Here is a 21,307-nt window from a genome sequence, read left to right as displayed (position 1 = left end):
GGTATAGAATTAGTGGCTCTTGCGTAATCCTCTAATAATTCAATTTGGGTTTGATTTTTATTTTTTGGCTTATGTTGAATTTCTGTATAAGTATTCTTTCCCTTACCTTTTAAACATAATTTTTTCGCTTGAATTGCATATCTATACCATCCGATTGAATTACCTCCGATAAACCATTCCCAATCTATACCTGTATTTGCTTCCTCGTCTTTAGGACATTTCCAAATTACAACTTCTGGAATTTTTTTTCTTTTTATAGTTAAAAGGTTTATATCTGTAATTGTTTCTTCGCTAATTGAGATGTCTAATTCTAATGAGTCACGTAAATTAGCCCTTGTATCAATAGCTAATGATTCGAGAATATTCGTAAAATTATTAGATGAAATATTGGATTAACCTCATTGAAGTTTATATAAGTATGGATATCACTTATTATACAGAAAACCCACCGAATTAACAACTAAGTAAAAGGTGGGTTTAAAAAACTGAATTTATTCTTAGCAAATTTCATTCACTGTGAATTAGTTAGATGTTGCTAATTCCAAAGCCTGTTTAAAATCATCAAAAGAATTAACTGTTACTGCCAATTTCAACATTTCATCCAAAATAGATAGATTAGAAATTTGAGATAGAGAGATAACAATATCTAAAGAAACCTCACCTAGTCGAGTTTGCAAAACAGTTTTTACATTATCACGAGCCTTTTGTAAAGCACCAAGTTCTTTACCAATCTCTTTACCAATTTCTTTACCAATCTCCTTACCGCGTTCTATTGCCATTTCTTCTGTAGGACTGATAAAAGGCATTTTTCTTTCCTCCTCAAAACTGTGAATTTTATTCACTAACTTTCGCTGTAATTGCTCAGGTAAAGTCATCATTTTGTCAATGATTTTAAAGAGTTTAACAATTTGTTCTTTTGTTAAGCCTCGCTCATAAAGTCCGCGAATTAATATCCATTTCCATTGTTCCCGTTCTGATAAATTACCAGTGGTTGCTTTAGTTTTTAAATGTGCCATTACTATGATAGCAAATGGATTATCACTAGCTTCTAATTCTTGCCAGCGAGATTCATAGTCTAGAAGTTTAGCAATGGGAAATTTCAGACTAACTTCACACCCTCCAAGGGAATAACCATAAGCACTAGGTCGCCAATTATTCCTTTCATCATCTAATACTGCTAGACTCACTACAGGTTTGTGATACAGATCAAAGGAACGGTAATTATAAATATACATCCGTTCACCAAAATCTACTTCATATTGACTTTGAATTTCCACATGAATTAATATCCAAACTTCTCGTTTGTCAAGCAACCAAACTTGATAAAGTTGGTCAGCAATACGTTTCTCTGTCTCTGATGAAGCTGTTATTTCCTGTAATTCTTTATCTAGAGAACGGGGTGGTTTTGTCCAATCAATTAATTGATGAACTTCCGGGAAAAAGAATGTCAAAAAGCTTTCAAAATATTCGGTTAATGCTTCTTTCCAGGATTCATCAAAATTGGCAGTTATTTCTTGCATAATCAAGATTCACAAATTACAAAATAGGAATAATTTTAATTGACTATCTCTTCTATTTCTCGTAAATAATTAGGTTTAGGTGTAAGTTGTCTAACCAGTGCAGCGTCAGCAGTCCAAAACTCAGCAGATGTCATTTCAGAACAAGCAAGAAAAGCTGCATCATAAAGGGTAGATAAACCGTATTTTTCGACAATTTCCCAACTCTTTACCCTAATTGTTTCTTCTTCAATGTAATCAATGGGAAGTTCACAGAAGTCTTCAAAAAAACCTTGTGCTTCCTCCTTAGTTATGACTCCCATTCGTGTTTTCTTCCGCAGTACAGATCCAACTTCTGCCCAAGCAAAAGCAGGAGCTACTAAACGTATATTCAAACTTAATGCTTCTGTTAGTAGGTTTCTAGCTTGAGGTTGATACACTTCTGGGACAAGGTAAGGTATCCAAATACTGGTATCTATGCATAAAACTCTAGTCACGTCTCCCCTCACCCTCTCTAAGACTGCGAATTATATCGGTAGAAGTGGCTTGTGTACCAGTTCTTGCTCTAATGGCTTCACTTCTGGCAATAATTCGCTGATGTGCAGCCCATCCCCTCCTGCGTCTGACTTCACGTTCTAAAGCCTCAACTATTAAATCATTAAGAGATTCGCTACTTTCTTTGATTTTCCTAGCTTTTGCGAGTAGTTCCGAGGGAAAACGGATTGTTAAAGCTTCCCGTTCCATAACACAACTATTTAATGCAACCAATTAATGGTATCACTTTTTATAACTAATCTATCTTTCCCACTCCTCACGCAAAATAGCAAACCACAATTCATCAACCCACTCACCCTTAAACCACAAACTCTTGACAAAATGTCCTTCCCGTCGCATTCCCAAACGTTCCATGAGTCGAATATATGCAATGTTGGCGCGATCGCAATTTGCCCGGATACGATGTAATTTCTACTCTGTAAATAAATATGCCAATAAACAGGGTAAAACCAATTTCCGCCTGTTGTCCATCTTCAGCTAAGATGCAAAAGGCACAATCACCAATAATTTCATTGGTGGTTTTGAGTGCGATCGCTGTAAAAGTAGATATAACTAAATTAGCAAAATCTTCTGGTTCACTTGCTTGAGCAATAATTTCTAATTCCCCAACACAATCACCAATAGCAAGAGATAATTGAGAAGCATAAATAACATCTGAAAAATAAATTCCTTCAGACTGACAATGATTAGCTTCAATTAAAAGATCTTGATCTTGTGAAAATATTCAAACTTTTTCAACACTCTCTTAGGCTGGGATAAACTGCTTTAATATTCGCATTCCTAATTTATTAACTATTTCCTGCACTAAACGTTTGGCTTCTGGCCGCAAAAACAGTTGAGATAATTCATAGATAGAGGGAAGGTTTGAAGGGGTATTGAGTAAAAATTTACCTATAAATGGCTGGATATTCTCCCAATTTTTATTTAGTTTCGCCATATTAGGGAAAGGAGTCGTTATTGCTCTCGTCCACATCATCATCTCCTCAAAAGTTTCTTTTGAGAAATTTTCTACCTTGGTAACGACTTCATTCACTAGAACATGACGTAATGGATCTCCTTGAGGAGAGTATAAAAACTCTAACATTCGTTCTGATGTCAGATAAAGGTTAAAATCTTCACTTTGATAAATATTATTTAATAAATCTGACACTACATCCCATTGCATTGTCTTGTTGTTCAAACAGAACTTGTTGAGAGCAGTCCATAGCACGGGCGATCGCTTGGTTAATACCCATTGTGAAATATAGGGATACCCCACTTTGTAAGCCTGAAAATCGGGATTCAATTTGAGAGCTATTCCTTCCAGGGTGGCAAAGCATCGAAAAACCAACACATAGAATTTAGGAATTTGCCAGGAATATTCGTAAATTAAACTTAATAGATTGTCAAACATTTGCTTGAAGCCAAATTCAGCAATACTAGTTTCTCGAATATTGCCAAACATCTGAGCCAGTTTGGGAATTAAGGGAGCTAAGTCAGTTTCTGGAGGGAGAAATTCCAATGAAACAAGGTCTTCAGCCAAGGACGGAAAATCACCACTTACCAAATGTAAAAAGAAGATAATCAGCAAGTCACGCGTTTCTGGTGTCACTTCGCTCATCATGCCAAAGTCCAGGTAAGCTAATTTCCCTTCTGGGGTTACTAGTACATTACCAGGGTGAGGATCGGCATGAAAAAACCCACCGCTGAGAAGTTGTTGTAAAGCAAATTTAAATTCTACAGCAATTAAATCAGCAGGGTTTAATCCTTGTCTTTGAGTCACCTCAGTTGAAGTTATTTTTTCGCCATTCACCCACTCCATTGTCAGGACTCGGCTTGTGGTGTATTTTAAATAAATACGTGGCACATAAATTTGCGGCAAATTACCGTAAAGTTGGGCAAATTTCTGGCCATTTAAACCTTCTTGCACATAGTCCATCTCTTTGAAGATACTATTAGCCAGTTCATCGGTCAAAGCTCTAATATTAGTGTGGATGAATGGAATATTTTTTTGTACCCAAGTTGATAATTGCTGCAACAAGTAAATATCTAGAACAAGGATATCAATGATTCCAGGACGTTGTACCTTGACAGCAACGATTTCACCTGTTTGGAGTTTTCCCTTGTAAACTTGTCCTAAAGAAGCAGCAGCAACAGGTTCGGGATTCAGTTCGGCATAGATTTGGTGATATGGACATCCGAATTCCGCTTCTATGACCTCATAAGCTTGCTCATTAGGAAAGGGAGGCAATTTGTCTTGCAGATGAGCGAGTTGGTCTACATAAATAGGTGGTATGAGATCGGGACGACAAGAAAGCACTTGTCCAAATTTGATGAATGTTGGACCTAGCTGAATCAGCTTCTGCACCAAAATTTTAGCTCGTAACTGCTGATTCCTTTGCAAGCGTCTAGTCAGCCAGTCCCATAACAGGAGAATACCGAACAATAAAAAGGTAGTTAAAATCTGCAAACGACGTGACCAAAGTTTTCCAGGTGGATGGTTATGGTTGGCAATATTGGCAAGATTATCTGGTAATGGTACTGTACTATGGTTCATTTTTAAGTATAAAATTCATAAGAGTAGTATAAGGTAACAAACACAGAAATCCAAAACCAAAACATTACTAATTTGGTAGTGGAAGAAATGCGGCTCTGGTAGCGGAGACTGCAAGAATTACCAAAATAGGGTAGGAGTTAGGGGACTTGCAAATAAAAAATAACCAATCGTTCTTGGGGTTTCCCCAAGTTGAGCAACTGCTGTGGAGCAGGAAAAGCAAGGGATGGAAGGGGATAAGAATGCAATCGTTATCTTTAGATGCAGGAATTGGATAATTTAATCTTTGGAGTTCCCTAGACCAAATTTTTTAATCCAATTCCTCATCTCTAGTCCTGGTTAATTGATGATAGTTACAGCATATTCCAGATCAATAAGGTACAAATTTTTACGCCAAAGCCTTGCACCAAAAGGGTTTTACTGCTGACTGCTGACCGCTGACTGCTGAAAGCTGCTGTATATCTTCATTGCTATTGAGAATACTGCTGGTATTGTAATTGGAATTTACATCTCATTTATGTTCATCACGCAGCAGTTCGAGCAGAAAAGGACGTGCAATATCCTTAACGGGACGAGCCAACTGATCCCAAAACTGTTTCTGTTCCGTCAATAATTGAATATAAGTTTCGGGGCTGTGCGGCATGGGAACGGTAAACGGGATAGATAAAAAGCCGGGAATCGAGATAGATGCGCTTTGACCACCGGGTCCGGTAACTGTAATGGGTTCGCCACCGTTACCATACTTGCCAAGGAAAAGATTCCCTATTTGTAGTCCTTCCGGAGCGATCGCAGATATCGGGAAGGGGGGATCGTAAGGATATGTGGGAACTGAATCTAAAGCATTTTCGATGCGATAACTAAGTTCTGCTCCTATTTGCTGGTTGTAGAAATCTATAAATTTTTGATTACCAATTTTAGGTGATGCGATCGCATAAACTTTGATCAGGAATCCCCCATCTTCAGCAGAACCGAACCAACGTCGTAGCGACAAACCAATGACTTGGCTTAAGGCTCCACCCAAGCTGAAACCAGTTACCCATACTTCTATGGGTTCAGTTGGCGGTGATAGTTTAGATAAAAGCTGCTCCTCCAGAAATTGTAAAATTTTCTCCAGTTCTTCATCGTTATCAATTTCACCGTCGGCAAGGACTTTCGCAACTAAATCTTGAGCTTGTTGTTCAAACTCTGCTCCCAGTCGAATTCCTCCCGCATCAGCTACAGCAGTAATGCAGGCAAATTGCCGTAGGGGGGGTAACTGGCAGATCTGCCGGAAATCTGAGGGTTTTAGCTCACCCCGCAGAGTCTTAAAGAAGTATTGAATTTCATCAGCCACCGCCTCACAGGCCAGATGAACCCCTTGCACGACTTTTGCCCCTTGGACAGTCAACGCGCCGTAATTAATCAGTTTCCAATCGAAATCAGAAATTATATTATCCAGGCTGACAACGCTACCTTTAGTACCGAAGGATGTACCTCTTAAGGAGATTGCGTACTGATGAGCAACTCCCGATTGAGTATTTTTGAGAATTAGTCCCCGAATATTTATGCCATCATTACGGATGGTGTGAACCAAGTCCCATCCCTGATTTTTATAAGTCGCCTTGTAAAATTTTTTTAGCTCTTCATCGTCAACACTGCCATCATCATACTCAAAAAAATCAAAGGCATATTTAGAAAGAGTTGTCATCAGGATAGCTTCATCAAAACTAAAGCCTTTACGGAACTTCAAAACTGGTTTACTGGGTTGTTGATTTTTAGGCATAATCATGGAAGGGGTTTGTACTGGTTCAGATGTTTGTTGATTTTCAGGAACAACTGAGGGTTCTGGCGGTGTTACTGGTTCAGATGTTTGTTGATTTTCAGGAACAACTGAGGGTTCTGGCGGTGTTACTGGTTCAGATGTTTGTTGATTTTCAGGAACAACTGAGGGTTCTGGTGGTATTACTGGTTCAGATGTTTGTTGATTTTCCGAGATAGATATCGCTTGGCAATAAATTCCCAAGCGCACTAACAAATTTTGGGGACCACCATGAGAACCAAAGAAACCAATAATTTCTTGTCCTTCAGGAGCTTCTAAAACGAAAGGTTCGACTTCTGAGTTTCCGCTTCCTCCACCAAAAAGAGGAGATTTAATGCCATTTTTAGTTTCAAATTGAATAGTGATAATTTCTTCTTTGGGATATCCTGGTGCTTGCCTTCCCCATGTACCACTGATTTTAGTTAGATAATCTCCTGGTTGTATGGAGACTTCTTTTCTGTTACCCCCACCACTTCCCACAATTTCTGTCTGATAAGTTGTCCCAGGAGTAGAAGCAACATTTTCGTATTCAACTTGAAGTCTACTAATGGCCCAAGCTTCATTCAACAAAATGCTTTTTAAGCGTGATTGTGGGACTGTATGATCAGGTAACAATTCAAAATCTGTCCCTGATATCGAGCCACCTTTGGGACCGACTTTGATAAACTTAGATACTGGTGCCTGAGTTTCTACTTCAACATTGCCTGTAACCCTTAATGAGTAAGTGCGATTAGTTGAATTAGAAAAGGCTGTAGAGGTAGCACCTGATCCTGTAAATAAAACTTTACCACTTAAATTTCCAATAGCCCACGCCTGACTATTTTCTTTAAAGAAACTGACACATCCTGCTTGTGGATGGTATATTCCCACAAAGTCACCTTTGTTGACTTTAATAGGTTCAGAAAGTGAAAATTGGTTTAGTCCAACAACAGGAGTTTTTCTTTCACTTTGCCCAACAACTGACCAAACATTGGACTCATTTCTGTATATCATCAGTTGTACAGGTAAGGTATTTTCTGCCCAAATTTCCCACCCTGTTAATTCTCCATTACCATCGACAGGATTGTTTGTATCTACTATGTAAAAATTGGAGGCTGAATCTGCAATTCCATATTTAGTTGGAGTATTACCACCTGTAATTAAATTACTCTCGTTTTCACTAGATGTTACATCTTTAATTGGCAGTTCTTCTTGCTGCCAAATAGACCCATTAATCGTACCGTTATTGCCTTTACCTGTCTTGTCAGTAACGATACTGCCCGAACCTTCATTCAAGGGCAAATAAGCAACTAAACCCTGCTCTTTTCCTGTCAGACGCTGATTCAACTTCGCCTGAATTTCTGCCCCTGTAAGGGCTTTATTCCACACACCAACTTCTGCAATTTGACCAGGATAGAAATATTGCGGTTTTGCTTCAGTGGCACCAGCACCTATTCGCAGAGGGCATCGAGTATTTAGTGTGTAAACTACATTTTTGCTGCCAACTTCTGTTCCATTGATATAAAGTTTCAGTTGTTTACCATCAAAGGTACTTGTTATGTGAGTCCAAGTATTAAGAATTACGTCTGAACCAGCAACAATTTCCCAAGCCTGTGTATTATTACCAACCCAAGCTTGCCACTTATTATTATCTCCTGCGTAGATAATATAACCTTGTGATAAGGGACTGGCATCACGGGATGTAATCACTGAACGCCAAGTTCCCTGACCTCCGACAACTTTTACCCAAGCGGAAACAGTAAATACATTAGGATTAAGGGATTGACTGTAAGGAACTTCTACATAATCATCCTTACCATCAAACATTAAAACTGGTTGCATAGTTTTCAATATTTCGTCATTGTTTGTAATTGCTTTAATTGGCATTTCTTCCTGCTGCCAAATAGCACCATTAATTGTGCCGTGATTAGCATTATTGGTTCTATCATTAGCATCTCCAGCCAAGGGATAATAACCTACTAACCCTGGCTCATTTCCCGTCACACGGGAGTTAATATTTTGTTGAATTTCTTCTTGGCTGCGGGCAATATTCCACAGTCTTAGTTCCAAGATTTGACCTTCAAAGTAACCATCATTCCAGTTACTTCTGGCTATATAGTTCAATGTTCTGTTGACATTATCTGGAAGATGGAATGGTTTACTTAAGATTAATTTGCCATCTTGATGAAATTTAGCTACCCCGGATTTATCAATAGTCACAGCTAAGTGTGTCCATTTACCCATTTCCAAAGAGTTTGGGACTTCAATCATGTCTACTCCAGCATTGGAATATAGATGGAATGCCAAGGTGTTAGATGTTCCCAGATGAGCCAAAACAATGTTGTTTTTTCCTGCTCCATTACCGAAATCAATAATTCTTGACCAAGATTGTTGAAAGCTGGTGTACCGCGCCCAAACTTCGACAGTGAACCCCTGAGAATAATCTATTTTTGCTGCTGGCAAGCCTACATAATCGTCTTTCCCATCAAATGACAGTACGCATTGAACAGACGGGGATGCTTTAATTGGCATTTCTTCTTGCTGCCAAATAGCACCATTAATTGTGCCGTGATTAGCATTATTGGTTCTATCATTACTATCTCCAGCCAAGGGATAATAACCCACTAACCCTGGCTCATTTCCCAGCAAACGAAAGTTCATATTTTGCTGAATTTCTTCTGGAGTGCGAGCAATATTCCACAGGCGAAGATCAGCAATTTGACCTGAGAAAAAACGTCGACCTCCTCCTCCTTTACTAATAGAAGTACCTGCTGCTACATACAGAGGAGAACTATTTTTTGTAGATTGAATTGTTGTATCTTGGGTTTGGCTTTGTTCAACACCATCAACATACAAGAACAATTGGGAGTCTTGTTTAACAAAAGCTACATGATGAAATTTTTCGTCATTAACCAATATCTTTGAAGAAACTGATGGATTTTTTCCATCATAGCGAGAGCCATAGATGGTTCCCCTGGTAGAACTATAACGAATAGAATAGGGAAAAGCACTTCCTTGCCATTTTTCAATAATATTGACATCAAAAATCGTACTAGACCCCGGTTCAATTGTGCCAACTTTTAACCAGAGTTCGATGCAGAAATTTTGATTTTGATCAAAGTTAATAGCATTTTGGTTGGGAATAACTAGGTAATCATCCTGTCCATCAAACGCTAAAACAGATTGGTTGGAAATCAGATTATTTGACATAACTATCATTACTTAGGGCTTGTTGAATAATTATAGAAATTGAATCTAAGTGTCACACAAATTGAAAAATCCAGGGTTAGTTGATGAGTTCTCAAATTGTAAGTATTCAGCTATTAGTAATCAGTCATTAGCTATTCTCTAGAGAGCGACTGAGTTAATAACAAGGATACGGAGTTTTGTCAAATTACACCAGTGTTAATGAGAGCAATTGACAGCCTATTATTGATGCTTTTCTTCTTTCTTGCTGACAGATGAATGCTTACCTCAAATTTATACAATTATTTATGGTGAAAATGCAATATTTTTAGACATCCGTGTGTACCACAAAAGTATACAAATTTAGTAGTTAAAGAAATGCTGCTCTGGTGGGGGAGACTGAATCATTCCCAAAATAGAGGAGGAATTAGAGCAAAAAATTTGCTCCGATTCCTCATCGGCAATCCTCAGTCCCTGTTACTTAGTAACAGCTACATCACTAATTGACGCTGGTGGTATTTTCTTTGGCATTTACATCTTTTTTCTGTTCATCATCCAGCAGTTCGAGCAAAAAAGGACGGAAAACATCCTTAACGGGACGAGCCAACTCATTCCAATATTTTTTCTGACCCCCCAATAATTCAATATATGTTTCCGGGCTGTGTGGAAAGGGAACGCTAAACGGGATGCTGAAAAGTCCGCCAAAGGATATAGACGCGCTTTGACCACTACCGAATCCCGTCACTGTAATCGCTTCCCCACCGTTAGCATACTCACCAAGGAAAATATTCCCTATTTGTAGTCCTTCAGGAGCGATCAAAGAGATCGGCAGGGGGGGATTTAGGGGGATAGTTGGAATCGTATCCAACGTATTTTCGATGCGATAGCTCAGTTCTGATCCGATGCGCTGGTTGTAGAAATCTACAAATGCTTGATTGCCAATTCTACAGGCGGCGATCGCATAAACTTTGATCAACAATCCTCCATTGTCGGCAGAACCGAACCAGCGTCGCAGAGACAGCGCCCCTAGTTGAGACAAGGAGCCACCCAAACTGTGACCTGTTACCCATACCTCTACAGTTTCTGTTAAGGGTGATTGCTTAGGTAATATCTGCTCTTCTACAAATTGAAAAATTTTCTCTAGTTCTTCATCGTTATCCACTTCACCGTCAGCAATCACTTGAGCAATCAAATCTTTGGCTTGTTCCTGAAACTCTGTTCCGAGCAGAATTCCTCCTGCATCTGTCATTGCCGTGATGCATGCAAATTTTCTCAGGGGTGGTAACTGATGCAGATACCGTAAATCTGTAGGTTGTAATTCGCCCCGCAAAGTCCGGAAGAAGCATTGAATTTCATCAGCTACAGATTCAAAGGCCAGATGAAACCCTCGCACAACTTTTGCTTTTTGTATCGACAAAGCGCCGTAATCAACCAGTTTCCAATCTACATCAGAAACGACATTATCCAGGTTGACCGCTCCTTTATCCATACCTGCTGAACCTCGGAAGGAAATTGCGTACTGATGAGCTACTCCTGATTTAGTATTTTTGAGAATTAGCGCCCGAACATTGCTTTGGTCATTACGAACAGTATGAACTAACTGCCAGCCCTGATTTTTATAAAGAGCATCGTAAACTGTCTTTAGCTCTGAATCGTCAATACTGCCATCGTCGTACTGGAAAACATCATAGGCATACTTAGACAGAGTTGTCATGAGGATGGCTTCATCAAAACTAAAGCCTTTACGTAACTTCAACGATGTAGTCATGGTGAGGTCTCCATTTTATTAATTTAAATGAGAATTGGGTATAACCTAGCACTGCGCTGGTTAATTCTTATCAGAGGTTGTATCGGGGATACAATCAAGGTATCGTCTCAGGATTTGAGCGATCGCAGATGCGTTGGGATGTCGTACTAAGGTCAGATGATTGCCGGGTACAGTATGTACATCAACACCACCTTTTGCAAATTCACGCCAACCCCAAGTTTCATCTTGGTCAAGTCCCGAATCACTGGTTTTTAACAGGATCACCTTGCCATCATAAGAGGATGCCTTGTATCGCAACAAAGCTTGAATATTACTCATCACCATCTGACACAGACGAAGTGTGACACCAAGTTTCTCTCCTATGGTCATGTCCTGGTGATTTTTGTTGACAGAACTATAACCGAAAAATGACAGCATCTTTTTGATTAGACCTTTAGTCTGCCCATCACCTGGGGATGGTTGCGAAGATAAGGGTTCCGCTACTCTGATCAGGGCGAGGTAATCGTAAAGCCAAGGCAAGTTATCCTGAAAACTTACTATTAAACCAGCTATTCTCCCGAAATCCCTGGCTTTGTAGCCAGTTTTCAAACTAGGAGGAGAATCAAAGAGTACCAGTAAGTCCACTTCCTGATTTGCTTGTTGGAGACGAAGAGCCATTTCATAAGCTATGTACGCTCCTAATGACCATCCTGCAAGGGAGTAGGGACCTTCGGGCTGAACTGCACGGATGGCTTCAATGTAATAAGCCGCCATTTCTTCAACTCGCTTTAAAGGTTCTTTATATCCCGTTAATCCTGGTGATTGTATCCCATAGACTGGTTGATCAGCACCAAGCTGATAAGCTACAGGGTAATAAGGAAACACAAAACTAGCCATTGGGTGAATCAAGAAGAAAGGTCGCTTCTTACCACCTGGTTTGATCGGGACTATGCAAGGATAATTGGTGAGGGCTTCTTCAATATGCCTATTAGCATTTGCTTCTTCTGGGGATGATTGATGAGACTTTTCAATAATTTGGGCTAATTCGGCAATGGTGGAAGACTGGAACAGAACCCACAACGGCAGATCACACCCAAAAGTCTCCTGTATCTGAGATACAATTTGCGCTGCTAGTACCGAATGACCACCCAGTGTAAAGAAATTATCATGGATGCCTATTTTTTCCAGCCCCAGCACTTTTTGAAAGATTTCAGCTAACTGACTTTCCACTTGATTACGAGGTTCTGTTTGCTCAGTCACCTTTAATCCTGTGTAAGTATGAGTTAACTGTTTTATATCAACTTCCCCTGCATCTGTCAAAGGCATTTCATCCAGTTGGACGAAATTACAGTGAGTGGGAGTACCAAAGCGATCGCTTACCCCATACAGTTGCAATTGGGCAATGGACAGTTCGCTAGTTTGGGCTGTGAATAAGGCGGTTAATTGCTGTAAACTTTGACAATCTAAGGTAAATTGCTGAATATGTAACTTGCTGGCATCCAATCCGATGAAAAGATGGTGAGAGCGATGTGCTAAAGCTACTAATAAGGAATCCATACCTTGAGATGGTGAAATAGCACAATATCCCTTAGCTTGACTCAGGTCTTTCATGGGATAGCCACGACTCATACCCGTTTCGTCCCACATACTCCAACTCAAGCAATAGCTCTGCCAGGAACTATGTTTTCTTTGATATGTACTAAAAGCTTCTTGGAAACTATTAGCTGCCGCATAAGCGGACACACCTGTACCCCCAAAGAAACTATTGACTGAGGAAAAGTGGATGAAGAAACCAGGATTTTGATTTTGCAGCAGGTGATGGAGTACCCATGTTCCCATTACCTTTTGTTGCAATCCAGCGACTAAGCTTTCTTTCGTTTCAGACGCGATAAGGTGTTCTGGCAAACCTCCCGCTAAATGAATTACTCCATCAATTTGAGTATGCCACTGAGATGATACCAAATCAAGGGTCTGTTTCATGTCATCCAGATTACAAATATCAACAGATTGATAAAGAACTGCGCCGGGAAGTTGTCTTAGCTGTTGATACGCTTGAATCTTGGCTATTAATTTATCTTCACCTTCTTGATAATTTTCCCAAGTGCTTTCATCTGGTAAAAGTGTCCGACCAATTAACAATAAACGAGCTTGGTAATGCTCTAACAAATACCTAGCAATCTTAACACCAATACCTCCAAGTCCACCAGTGATTAAATAGACTCCACCTGTTTTAAAAGGAAGTTGTTGCTGTTCTTGTTGGGCAAAATCTGTCTTTTGTAGACGAGGAACTAACCGTTGTCCATCTCTGTAAGCAACTTCTAGCTCTGGAGTCAAAACAGAAAATTCTGCCAGTAAATAAGTTCTATTAATTTCCACCGCAGCAATAGGCAGATCAATATGACGACAGTCCAACCAAGGTATTTCTTGGGGGATGGTTTTGAGGAAGCCAAAAACTGTTGCTTTTTGATATGCAATCGCATCAGTTGGTAAAATAACTTGACTACAAGTATCTACAAACAACAACTGTATACGCTCTTTTGTTTCATGCAATTTATCTATTGCTTTCACTAAAAACAGTAGGCTATAAAGTCCTTTCTGTTGACTAACATCAAGATTTTCTAGGTTAGAAATACCATCATTATAGATTTCATAATTCCAGAGGTGGAAAATATGACCAATGGCATAATTGTTAGTGATTAATGATGTTATTAACTGGGCATAATCTTCTTCATTGGCAGGATTTACTACATAATGTTCACTGCTAATTTGAGCAAAATGATTTCCTACCTCAACTTTGATACAAGGATAATTTTGAGCTTCCAGTCTTTGACAAAGTGATTGTCCTAATCCTAAATCATCAAGAAAGACTATCACCGTTTGTCTGACAGTAGAAATAGGATTAATTCGCGCCTGCTTCTGACACCAAACTTTCTGATAAAACCAATCGGGAATTGTGTTCTTGCCGAGTTTAATATCAATTTCTTGAATCAGCGAACTAAAATCACCAGATTCTAGTTTCTTTCTCAGTTGAGAACGCTGAATTTTGCCACTTGTGGTTTTAGGAAATTCCTGACGTTCTACAGGAATCACATAATAAGGAGCAATTCCTAACTGAGAAGTAACTTCTCTCCTGATAGCTTGAATAACTTCCAAGTTAAGTTGAGAGTCTGTTTGCTCAGGTGAAAAGAAAATTGCTAATCCTTCAGTTCCTGTCTGTTGATTAGAGAATGCACAAGCACCTGCATAAGTGGGAGCTACACCTGCAATGCTATTGACAATATCTTCGATTTCATAGCAGTAATAATTAGCTCCATTAATGATGATTACTTCCTTCTCTCGTCCGGTCAAAACCAAATGACCATTCAGAATAAAGCCTAAGTCTCCTGAATTAAACCAACCATCTCCAACAAAAGCTTCTGCATTAGCTTGAGGATTATTCAAATAACCTGGAGTGACGACTTTTCCCTTAATCTGAAAACGCCCGATTACACCTTCTGGTAAAAGGGAATTTTTATCATCAGTAATGCGAATTTGCACGCCTGGAACTGGACGACCAAGATCAGTAAATTCAATCACATCAATGCTAGAATCAGTTGTTTGCTCTAACTGACCGCCAACAGAAGATTTTTTAATCCGATAAATATCAGTTTGCTCGTTAAACTGATTTTGATAAGTCATGCAAGTACAGACTTCAGCCATACCAAAAGCTGGTTGCATAACTTGAGAAGAAATACCAAAATGTGCAACAGAATTCAAAAATTCTCGGATAACTCTAGGAGTTACCTGTTCTCCTGCATTCATCAAGAATTTAACTGAAGAAAGATCCCAATTTTTACCAGGAGTTTTTGTTAGTACCTCACTAATTAACTTAAATCCAAAGTTTGGTGACCAACTGTGAGAAACTCGATATTCCTCCATCAAATCTAACCATTTTAAGGGGTTAGCTAAGATAACTGCTGTTTCTACTTCGATTTGTTGACAACCCAAATATGTATCTTTGAAGTGGCAGGTTAATATCGGTACAACATGGTCAACTGGTAACCAATTCAGTCCAATGTCTTCAGTTGCATAGCCATTAAATTGTTGCGCTGCATGGATATGAGCGATAATACCTTGATGAGTTTCTTGAATACATTTAGGAACTCCTGTGCTACCAGAAGTTAGCTGCAAGAAAGCTACTTCATCAGGACGACAGGGATAAATTTCTGCGATAGCTGAGTATTTTCTTAACTCTCCTACAGAACAAACTTTTAATTCCGATAGCGGTAGTAGCGATCGCAAATTCTCTAGTGCTTTAACGAGAGCATCACTCGCTAAAATACATGGATGTTCGAGTAATTCCCATGTATTGTATAGTTTATTAATAACTGCATTTTTTTCTGTGTAAGTGGGAGCTACAGCTACAGTAACAGGCTGAATTCCTCCCAAAATGCAAGCCCATAAGGTGGGAAAATAATCTCGCAGAGATGCAATTTGTAGGATAACTCGTTGTCCTGGTTGCAAGCCTTGATTTTGCAAACCATTGAGAATCCGTTTAGCCTCGTCTAATAGGCTAGTGTATGTCTGAAATTCCTTTTCGCCTTTTGCAGAGATGTAAGTAATGCCTTGATTTTTAGATCGACTTGCTGTTTGAATTAATGCTGCTGTTAACGTTTTGGGAGCATCTTCTGGAATATTCAGTAGACCACCATCACTAATCGCAGGTGTGGTAAATTGTGGTGTTTCTGTAGAAACAAGACCAACAACAGAGGCAGTTTCAGCAACCGTTAAGGAAATTGCTGTGTTATTTATTCCTGGTGGTAGTAGTTTTGCTAAATGGAGTGGTGGGGGTGAAGATGTGTGACGTGAACTGGCAATTACTACTGCTTGATCAATTTCGGGATGGCTGTTTAATTGTTGCTGCCATTTTTCTAGAAGTTTAGTATCAATCACTTCTAAAGATGTCAAAACCTGCTCATCAATTTGTCCTGTTGCTGTCAACGGCAAATTCGATACTTGTACATAAGCAATCGGCAACATATAATCAGGCAATTTAGCCTGTAAGTGAGCATTGAGAGACTCGTTTGCTAAGGATTTTGAGCTAACAACGTAAGCAACGAGTTTCCCCTCTCGCGCCATAACATAGCAATCTTCTATACCAAAGATTGATAGTAACTCTTGCTCTACGGTCTGGAAATTGATCCGGTGTCCCCCAATCCAGGCTTGCCTTTGTATTAATCCCAGCACCTCTAAAGATCCATCTCGGCGCAGGCGACCCCATGTTTTAGTTCTCAGCAATCTTCCCAATAAGGGGTGTTCTATAACCTCAGTTGTACTTTGTTCGTGCTGCTGATGGGTATCACCAATATAAATCTCTCCTTCTACACCAAAAGGAAGCAATTCTCTATGAGAATCTAATACATAAATTGGTGAATTCTCTGCCCATTCAGGATAAATTAATCTATTATTTTGAGACTTGATAACGGGGTCTTGACAGACCATTAATATCTGCTGTTTTTCTGCTTCATTGAAAAGAGGCAGTTGACTAACTTTTTGCTGTGGATTGGATATAATTGCTGCTAATATATTTTGGAAATGACTTGCCATCTGGGCAATAGTCTGTTCATCAAATAAATCAGTGTTATACCTGAAAAACCCAACTAGATCCGAACTTCCTTCTGCCATCATCAAGTCTAGATCAAACTGTCCCTCCATTTGGGACATTTCGTAAGGTTTTAATTTAAATCCTTCTCGATCTACTTCACCACCTAATAATAGTTGTTGGCTATAGGGAAACTGCCGTAAGTTTTGCAAAACAAAGTTGAATAAAGCCTGAAATATAGGGGAACGGCTAGGATCGCGCTTTGATTGTAATCGTTCTACCAGCAAAGCAAAGGGAAAATCTTGATGCGCCAATGCTTCTGATACTGTTTGGCGAATTTGAGAGAGAAACTCCTGAAAGCTGGGACTTTCGGAGAAATTCACCCGCATCACAACTGGATCGACAAAGTAGCCAACTAGTGGCATAAATTCAGATTTAGTTCTACCGGAAGAGGGAACACCGACTAAAATATCTTCCTGTCCCGTGTAACGATATAAGAGAATCTTAAATGCAGCCAGCAGCACCATAGATTGAGTCGCACCTTCTTTTTGAGCCAGCTGTTTGATTTGTTCTGTCAGCTTTGGAGATAGTGTGAATCTATGAGAAGCGCCGTTATAAGTTTGGATAGATGGTCGTGGTCTGTCTGTGGGCAAGTTGAGTACAGGTAAGTCCCCTGCCAATTTTTTTTGCCAATAGTTCCAAAGTTTTTCTCCTTGAGTGCTTGTCAACAATTCTCTTTGCCAACGCACGTAATCTATGTAGGAGTTTTTCAGAGGAGTCAAAGGTGGCTCAACCCCTGACTCTAGGGCAGGATAGGTCATGATCATTTCTTCCATCAGCAATGGAAGACACCAAGCATCAATGGCAATATGATGTACTGTTAGTAACAAAATATGTTCTTGTTCAGAACGAGTAAATAAACTCACTCGCATTACCGACCCATTTTCCAGGTCAAAGGGTTGCTGGGATTCTTGAAAAACCTGCTGATGAAGTTCCTGGTCACTCCAAGTAGAAGCATTTATCTGCTGAAAGCCTGTTAACTCGGTTTGATTGATCTTTTGAACTGGCTTGTTACCTTGTTTAGGAAAACTGCTACGCAACTGCGGATGACGTTCAATTAAAGTCTGGAAAGTCTTTTGCAAAGTCGTAACATTGACGTAGGAGCAGATACGACAGGTAAATGCCACATTGTAAAATCCATTCTCTGGTGCTAATTGCCACAGAAACCACATGGCTTGTTGACCATAGGAGAGGGGATAAACATTGAGAATATCTGGGGTATCTTGGAGTACCTGTAAAATTTCAGTTTTGTGCTGCTGTAGTTGAGCAATGACATCAGAAGTTAGGACAGACTGAGAACCACCAATACGCAATTTTTCGCCGTTAAGTCCTAATTTAACTCCTTTGAAAGAAAGGTCTTGTAAAAATTCTACTATCATATTTCTATCTCAATCCAATCACTATCTTTGGCGTTTGTTAACTGAAATTGATCATTACTTTCGGACTCCACAGTTGGAGTAACATTTATCGGAGCTAGTTGCTGGTTGATCTGAGTTGATAGGGTGACAATAGTTACCCCTTCCATAAAAATATTAATAGGAATATCTAAATTCAAATCCGTTTGAATTTTATTTCGCAATTCCGTAAGCATTAGAGAATCCATGCCCATTTCAAAAAAATTTTGCTCTATGTTGGGCAATTGAGAGCCTTTAAATCCTAAAATCCTGCCGATTTGCTCCTGAAGATAAGTTATTAATAAAGTCAAGCGATCGCTGCGCTCGCCGAAGACATCGCTTGACTCTGCCGTTTCTAGCTGTTGCCAAATTTTGGTATTTTGGGTGGAAATTGATAGTTTTGCGGCTTGTTGTTCTATTTCGAGCTTTTTTGGCAGATATTGCTTTTGAGGCTGGATAGTGCCTGTGTCAATCCAATATCGCTCTCTTTGAAATGGATATGTTGGTAGTGCAACTTTTGTCCGCTGATAATCACGGTCAAATCCTGACCAATCTACTTTGACTCCGGCTACAGACAACTGCCCTAAACTAGATAGCATGACTTGCCATTCGTCCAGCCCAGGAAGCAAAGAAGGTAGCCACATACCCTCATTGGCAGGTTGGCATTCACGCCCCATGCCCAATAAAATGGGCTTTGAACCAATTTCTAAGAATACTTTATACCCAAGTTGATGCAATGTCTGCATACTTTTAGTAAACTGCACCGCACCAAATACATTATTGATCCAGTATTGTGCTGTTGCCATCTCCTCATCAGCCCGATTACCAGTAACATTGGATATTAATGGTATTTGCGGCTGATTGTAGGTAACTTCATTGGCTATGGCTGAAAATTCTGCCAACACTGATGTTATTAACGGCGAACCATTAATCGTCACTGTCTGATTAAATGGTGCAATGAATTCTCTGACCAAGTTTTCTGAAACTATCTCGCTACCAGATGGTAACTGCTGCATCAATCTTCCCCGATGGGCGATGAGTTTGAGTCCATCTTCCAAGCTAAAAACCCCTGCCATAGTTGCAGCAACATATTCGCCGACATTATGTCCCATGACTGCATTTGGTTGAATACCCCAAGATTTCCAAAGTTGATACAGGGCATATTCAAAGGCAAATAAGGCTGGTTGAGTATAGGCGGTTTGATCTAATAATGATGCAATTTGTTCTCCTGCTTGGTCAGGATATAGTATTTTTAACAGTGAATGTTCCAGATAGGGGCGTAAAATCTCATTGCACTGCTCAAGAGTTTGGCGGAATATGGGCTGAGTGTCGTAGAGTTGCTTTCCCATGTTGAGGTACTGGCAGCCTTCTCCAGTAAATAGGAAAGCGATTTTCGACGGCTTTTTACTTGCTTGATTGCTGAACAATCCAGTAGTATGGTTTCCTGTTTTAAAAGCGGCTAGTTGTGCGATTAATTGCTCTTTTGAGTCAATTACAACTGCTAAACGGTGCTGAAAATGCGATCGCCCTGTATTTGCCGTAAAACAAATATCTGCTAATTCTAGTTTTGGATCAGCCTCAAGGTGACTTTGATAGCGACTGACCAATGCTTGCAACGCTGGTTCAGTTTTTGCTGATAAAGTTAATAAATTAAAAGAACGCTCCCGCAAATTTTGACTTTTGACTTGAGGGGGCGCTTCTTCTAAAATCACATGAGCATTTGTACCGCCAAAACCAAAGGCGCTAACTCCAGCCAGTCTAGGTTGTCCTTGATCTGGCCATTGCTGTAGTTCTGTGGGAATTTGAATAGGAGTGTTTTTAATTTTAATGTAAGGATTTAACTCTTGAAGATGCAGATGAGCCGGAATCTCACCATGTTGTAGCGATAAAACTACTTTTATCAACCCGGCGATCCCAGAAGCAGCTTCCGAATGACCAATATTTGTCTTAACTGAACCAATCCAACAAGGTTGATTTACTTCCCTACCTTCCATCAGCACCGCTTTGAGAGAATTCACTTCAATGCTGTCTCCCAAAGGTGTTGCCGTACCTTGAGTCTCGACATAGCTGATCTGTGATGGTTTCACCCCAGCCTTGGCTAAGGCTTGGCGAATAACTGCTTGTTGAGAAGGCCCATTGGGGGCTGTCAGTCCATTACTGAGACCATTTTGGTTAACGGCTGAACCTCTAATAATTCCTTGAATATTGTCTCCATCCTTCAGTGCATCAGCAAGACGTTTGAGGACTACAACTCCACATCCTTCTCCCCGGACATAACCATCCGCAGCAGCATCAAAGGTTTTGCAACGACCGTCTGCTGCCATCATTTGGGCATGAGAGAGGGCGATTGTTGCTTCGGATGACAAAATTAGGTTAACTCCCCCAGCCAAACACAGATTAGACTCTCCACTTAACAAACTTTGGCAAGCATAATGAATGGCTACCAGTGATGAAGAACAAGCAGTATCTATGACTAAACTTGGCCCTTGTAGATTTAGTAAATATGACAAGCGATTAGCAATAATGCCCAAACTGGTGCCAACTGCATTGTAAGCGTTAATTTGAGCATTTTCTTTGGCTAAGATTACACCGTAGTCATAGTTAGTAGCACCTAAAAAAACCCCCGTTTGAGTACCACTAAGTTCTGTTGATGCTACTATTCCTGCATTTTCCAAACTTTCCCAAGCAACTTCCAAAAGTAACCTTTGCTGAGGATCAAGACGTTCTGCTTCTCTGGGAGAAATTTGAAAAAAATTAGGATCAAAGTACTCTACTTGTTCTAAAAAGCCACCTTTTATGCTTTTTGATTTGCCAGTGGTAGGGACTACGGAATGCTCGTGCAACGAGTCCCAATCATAAGGTCGTGATGATAGCTCTCTAATCGCATCTACTTTATTAGCTAGAAGTTCCCAAAAAGATGATGGATTATCAGCACCAGGAAAACGACAACCAACTCCTATAATTGCTATTTTTTCCAT

At 39.8% G+C, this 21,307-nt stretch carries 11 protein-coding genes; 1 reads left to right on the top strand and 10 read right to left on the bottom strand.

Features of this window, described 5'->3' with window-relative positions; genetic code table 11:
- From A0J48_RS27730 to A0J48_RS09160, 5 genes are all read right to left on the bottom strand, one after another.
- Positions 1-281: DUF6615 family protein (locus A0J48_RS27730; RefSeq protein ID WP_411841124.1), on the bottom strand; the 281-nt coding region annotated here is incomplete at its 3' end.
- Positions 282-521: 240 nt separating this feature from the next.
- Complete coding sequence (locus A0J48_RS09175) at positions 522-1,520, bottom strand: RpnC/YadD family protein (RefSeq protein WP_200322393.1); 999 nt, start codon at positions 1,518-1,520, stop codon at positions 522-524.
- Between the two features lie 35 nt (positions 1,521-1,555).
- Positions 1,556-1,993, bottom strand: a complete 438-nt coding sequence (locus A0J48_RS09170; protein WP_200322391.1) for a type II toxin-antitoxin system VapC family toxin — start codon at positions 1,991-1,993, stop codon at positions 1,556-1,558.
- The gene (locus A0J48_RS09165) at positions 1,986-2,240 is read right to left on the bottom strand and encodes a YlcI/YnfO family protein (RefSeq protein WP_200322389.1); all 255 of its coding nucleotides are present in this window, start codon (positions 2,238-2,240) and stop codon (positions 1,986-1,988) included. The genes A0J48_RS09170 and A0J48_RS09165 overlap by 8 nt, the downstream gene beginning before the upstream one ends.
- A 51-nt stretch (positions 2,241-2,291) precedes the next feature.
- Entirely contained in the window at positions 2,292-2,405 is a 114-nt protein-coding gene (locus A0J48_RS09160; RefSeq protein WP_200322387.1) for a GNAT family N-acetyltransferase, read from the bottom strand.
- Positions 2,406-2,479: 74 nt separating this feature from the next.
- Here A0J48_RS09160 and A0J48_RS09155 point away from each other — a divergent pair, with 74 nt between their 5' ends.
- Positions 2,480-2,638, top strand: coding sequence for a hypothetical protein (locus A0J48_RS09155; protein ID WP_200322385.1), 159 nt, complete (start codon positions 2,480-2,482; stop codon positions 2,636-2,638).
- A 158-nt stretch (positions 2,639-2,796) separates the two neighbouring features.
- On the opposite strand, the gene A0J48_RS09150 is transcribed toward A0J48_RS09155, so the two are convergent.
- The 5 genes from A0J48_RS09150 to A0J48_RS09130 form a co-directional block, all read right to left on the bottom strand.
- A complete protein-coding gene (locus A0J48_RS09150; protein ID WP_200322383.1) occupies positions 2,797-4,587 on the bottom strand; it encodes an ABC1 kinase family protein in 1,791 nt (596 codons plus the stop codon).
- A gap of 508 nt (positions 4,588-5,095) precedes the next feature.
- On the bottom strand, positions 5,096-9,571 hold the full coding sequence (locus A0J48_RS09145) for a LamG-like jellyroll fold domain-containing protein (protein WP_200322381.1): 4,476 nt from the start codon (positions 9,569-9,571) through the stop codon (positions 5,096-5,098).
- Positions 9,572-10,046: 475 nt separating this feature from the next.
- On the bottom strand, positions 10,047-11,315 hold the full coding sequence (locus A0J48_RS09140; protein ID WP_200322379.1) for a lipase family protein: 1,269 nt from the start codon (positions 11,313-11,315) through the stop codon (positions 10,047-10,049).
- A gap of 60 nt (positions 11,316-11,375) precedes the next feature.
- Positions 11,376-18,314 (bottom strand): SDR family NAD(P)-dependent oxidoreductase, encoded by a 6,939-nt coding sequence (locus A0J48_RS09135; protein ID WP_200322377.1) that lies wholly within the window; start codon positions 18,312-18,314, stop codon positions 11,376-11,378.
- Positions 18,311-21,307 (bottom strand): type I polyketide synthase, encoded by a 2,997-nt coding sequence (locus A0J48_RS09130; protein ID WP_200322376.1) that lies wholly within the window; start codon positions 21,305-21,307, stop codon positions 18,311-18,313. Before A0J48_RS09130 ends, A0J48_RS09135 begins: the two co-directional genes overlap by 4 nt.

This window comes from Sphaerospermopsis aphanizomenoides BCCUSP55, from assembly GCF_001586785.1.
GTDB classification, from domain to species: domain Bacteria; phylum Cyanobacteriota; class Cyanobacteriia; order Cyanobacteriales; family Nostocaceae; genus Sphaerospermopsis_A; species Sphaerospermopsis_A aphanizomenoides_A.
The sequence above is the reverse complement of the archived record's forward strand: the minus strand, read 5'-3'. Positions and strand labels throughout refer to the sequence as shown.

What these genes read in the sequence shown, in the direction of transcription:
- A0J48_RS09175 (WP_200322393.1), bottom strand. Translation starts at nt 1,520, where the DNA reads ATGCAAGAAATAACTGCCAATTTTGATGAATCCTGGAAAGAAGCATTA.
- A0J48_RS09165 (WP_200322389.1), bottom strand. Translation starts at nt 2,240, where the DNA reads ATGGAACGGGAAGCTTTAACAATCCGTTTTCCCTCGGAACTACTCGCA.
- A0J48_RS09160 (WP_200322387.1), bottom strand. Translation starts at nt 2,405, where the DNA reads ATGGAACGTTTGGGAATGCGACGGGAAGGACATTTTGTCAAGAGTTTG.
- A0J48_RS09155 (WP_200322385.1), top strand. Translation starts at nt 2,480, where the DNA reads ATGCCAATAAACAGGGTAAAACCAATTTCCGCCTGTTGTCCATCTTCA.
- A0J48_RS09150 (WP_200322383.1), bottom strand. Translation starts at nt 4,587, where the DNA reads ATGAACCATAGTACAGTACCATTACCAGATAATCTTGCCAATATTGCC.
- A0J48_RS09145 (WP_200322381.1), bottom strand. Translation starts at nt 9,571, where the DNA reads ATGTCAAATAATCTGATTTCCAACCAATCTGTTTTAGCGTTTGATGGA.
- A0J48_RS09140 (WP_200322379.1), bottom strand. Translation starts at nt 11,315, where the DNA reads ATGACTACATCGTTGAAGTTACGTAAAGGCTTTAGTTTTGATGAAGCC.
- A0J48_RS09135 (WP_200322377.1), bottom strand. Translation starts at nt 18,314, where the DNA reads ATGATAGTAGAATTTTTACAAGACCTTTCTTTCAAAGGAGTTAAATTA.
- A0J48_RS09130 (WP_200322376.1), bottom strand. Translation starts at nt 21,307, where the DNA reads ATGGAAAAAATAGCAATTATAGGAGTTGGTTGTCGTTTTCCTGGTGCT.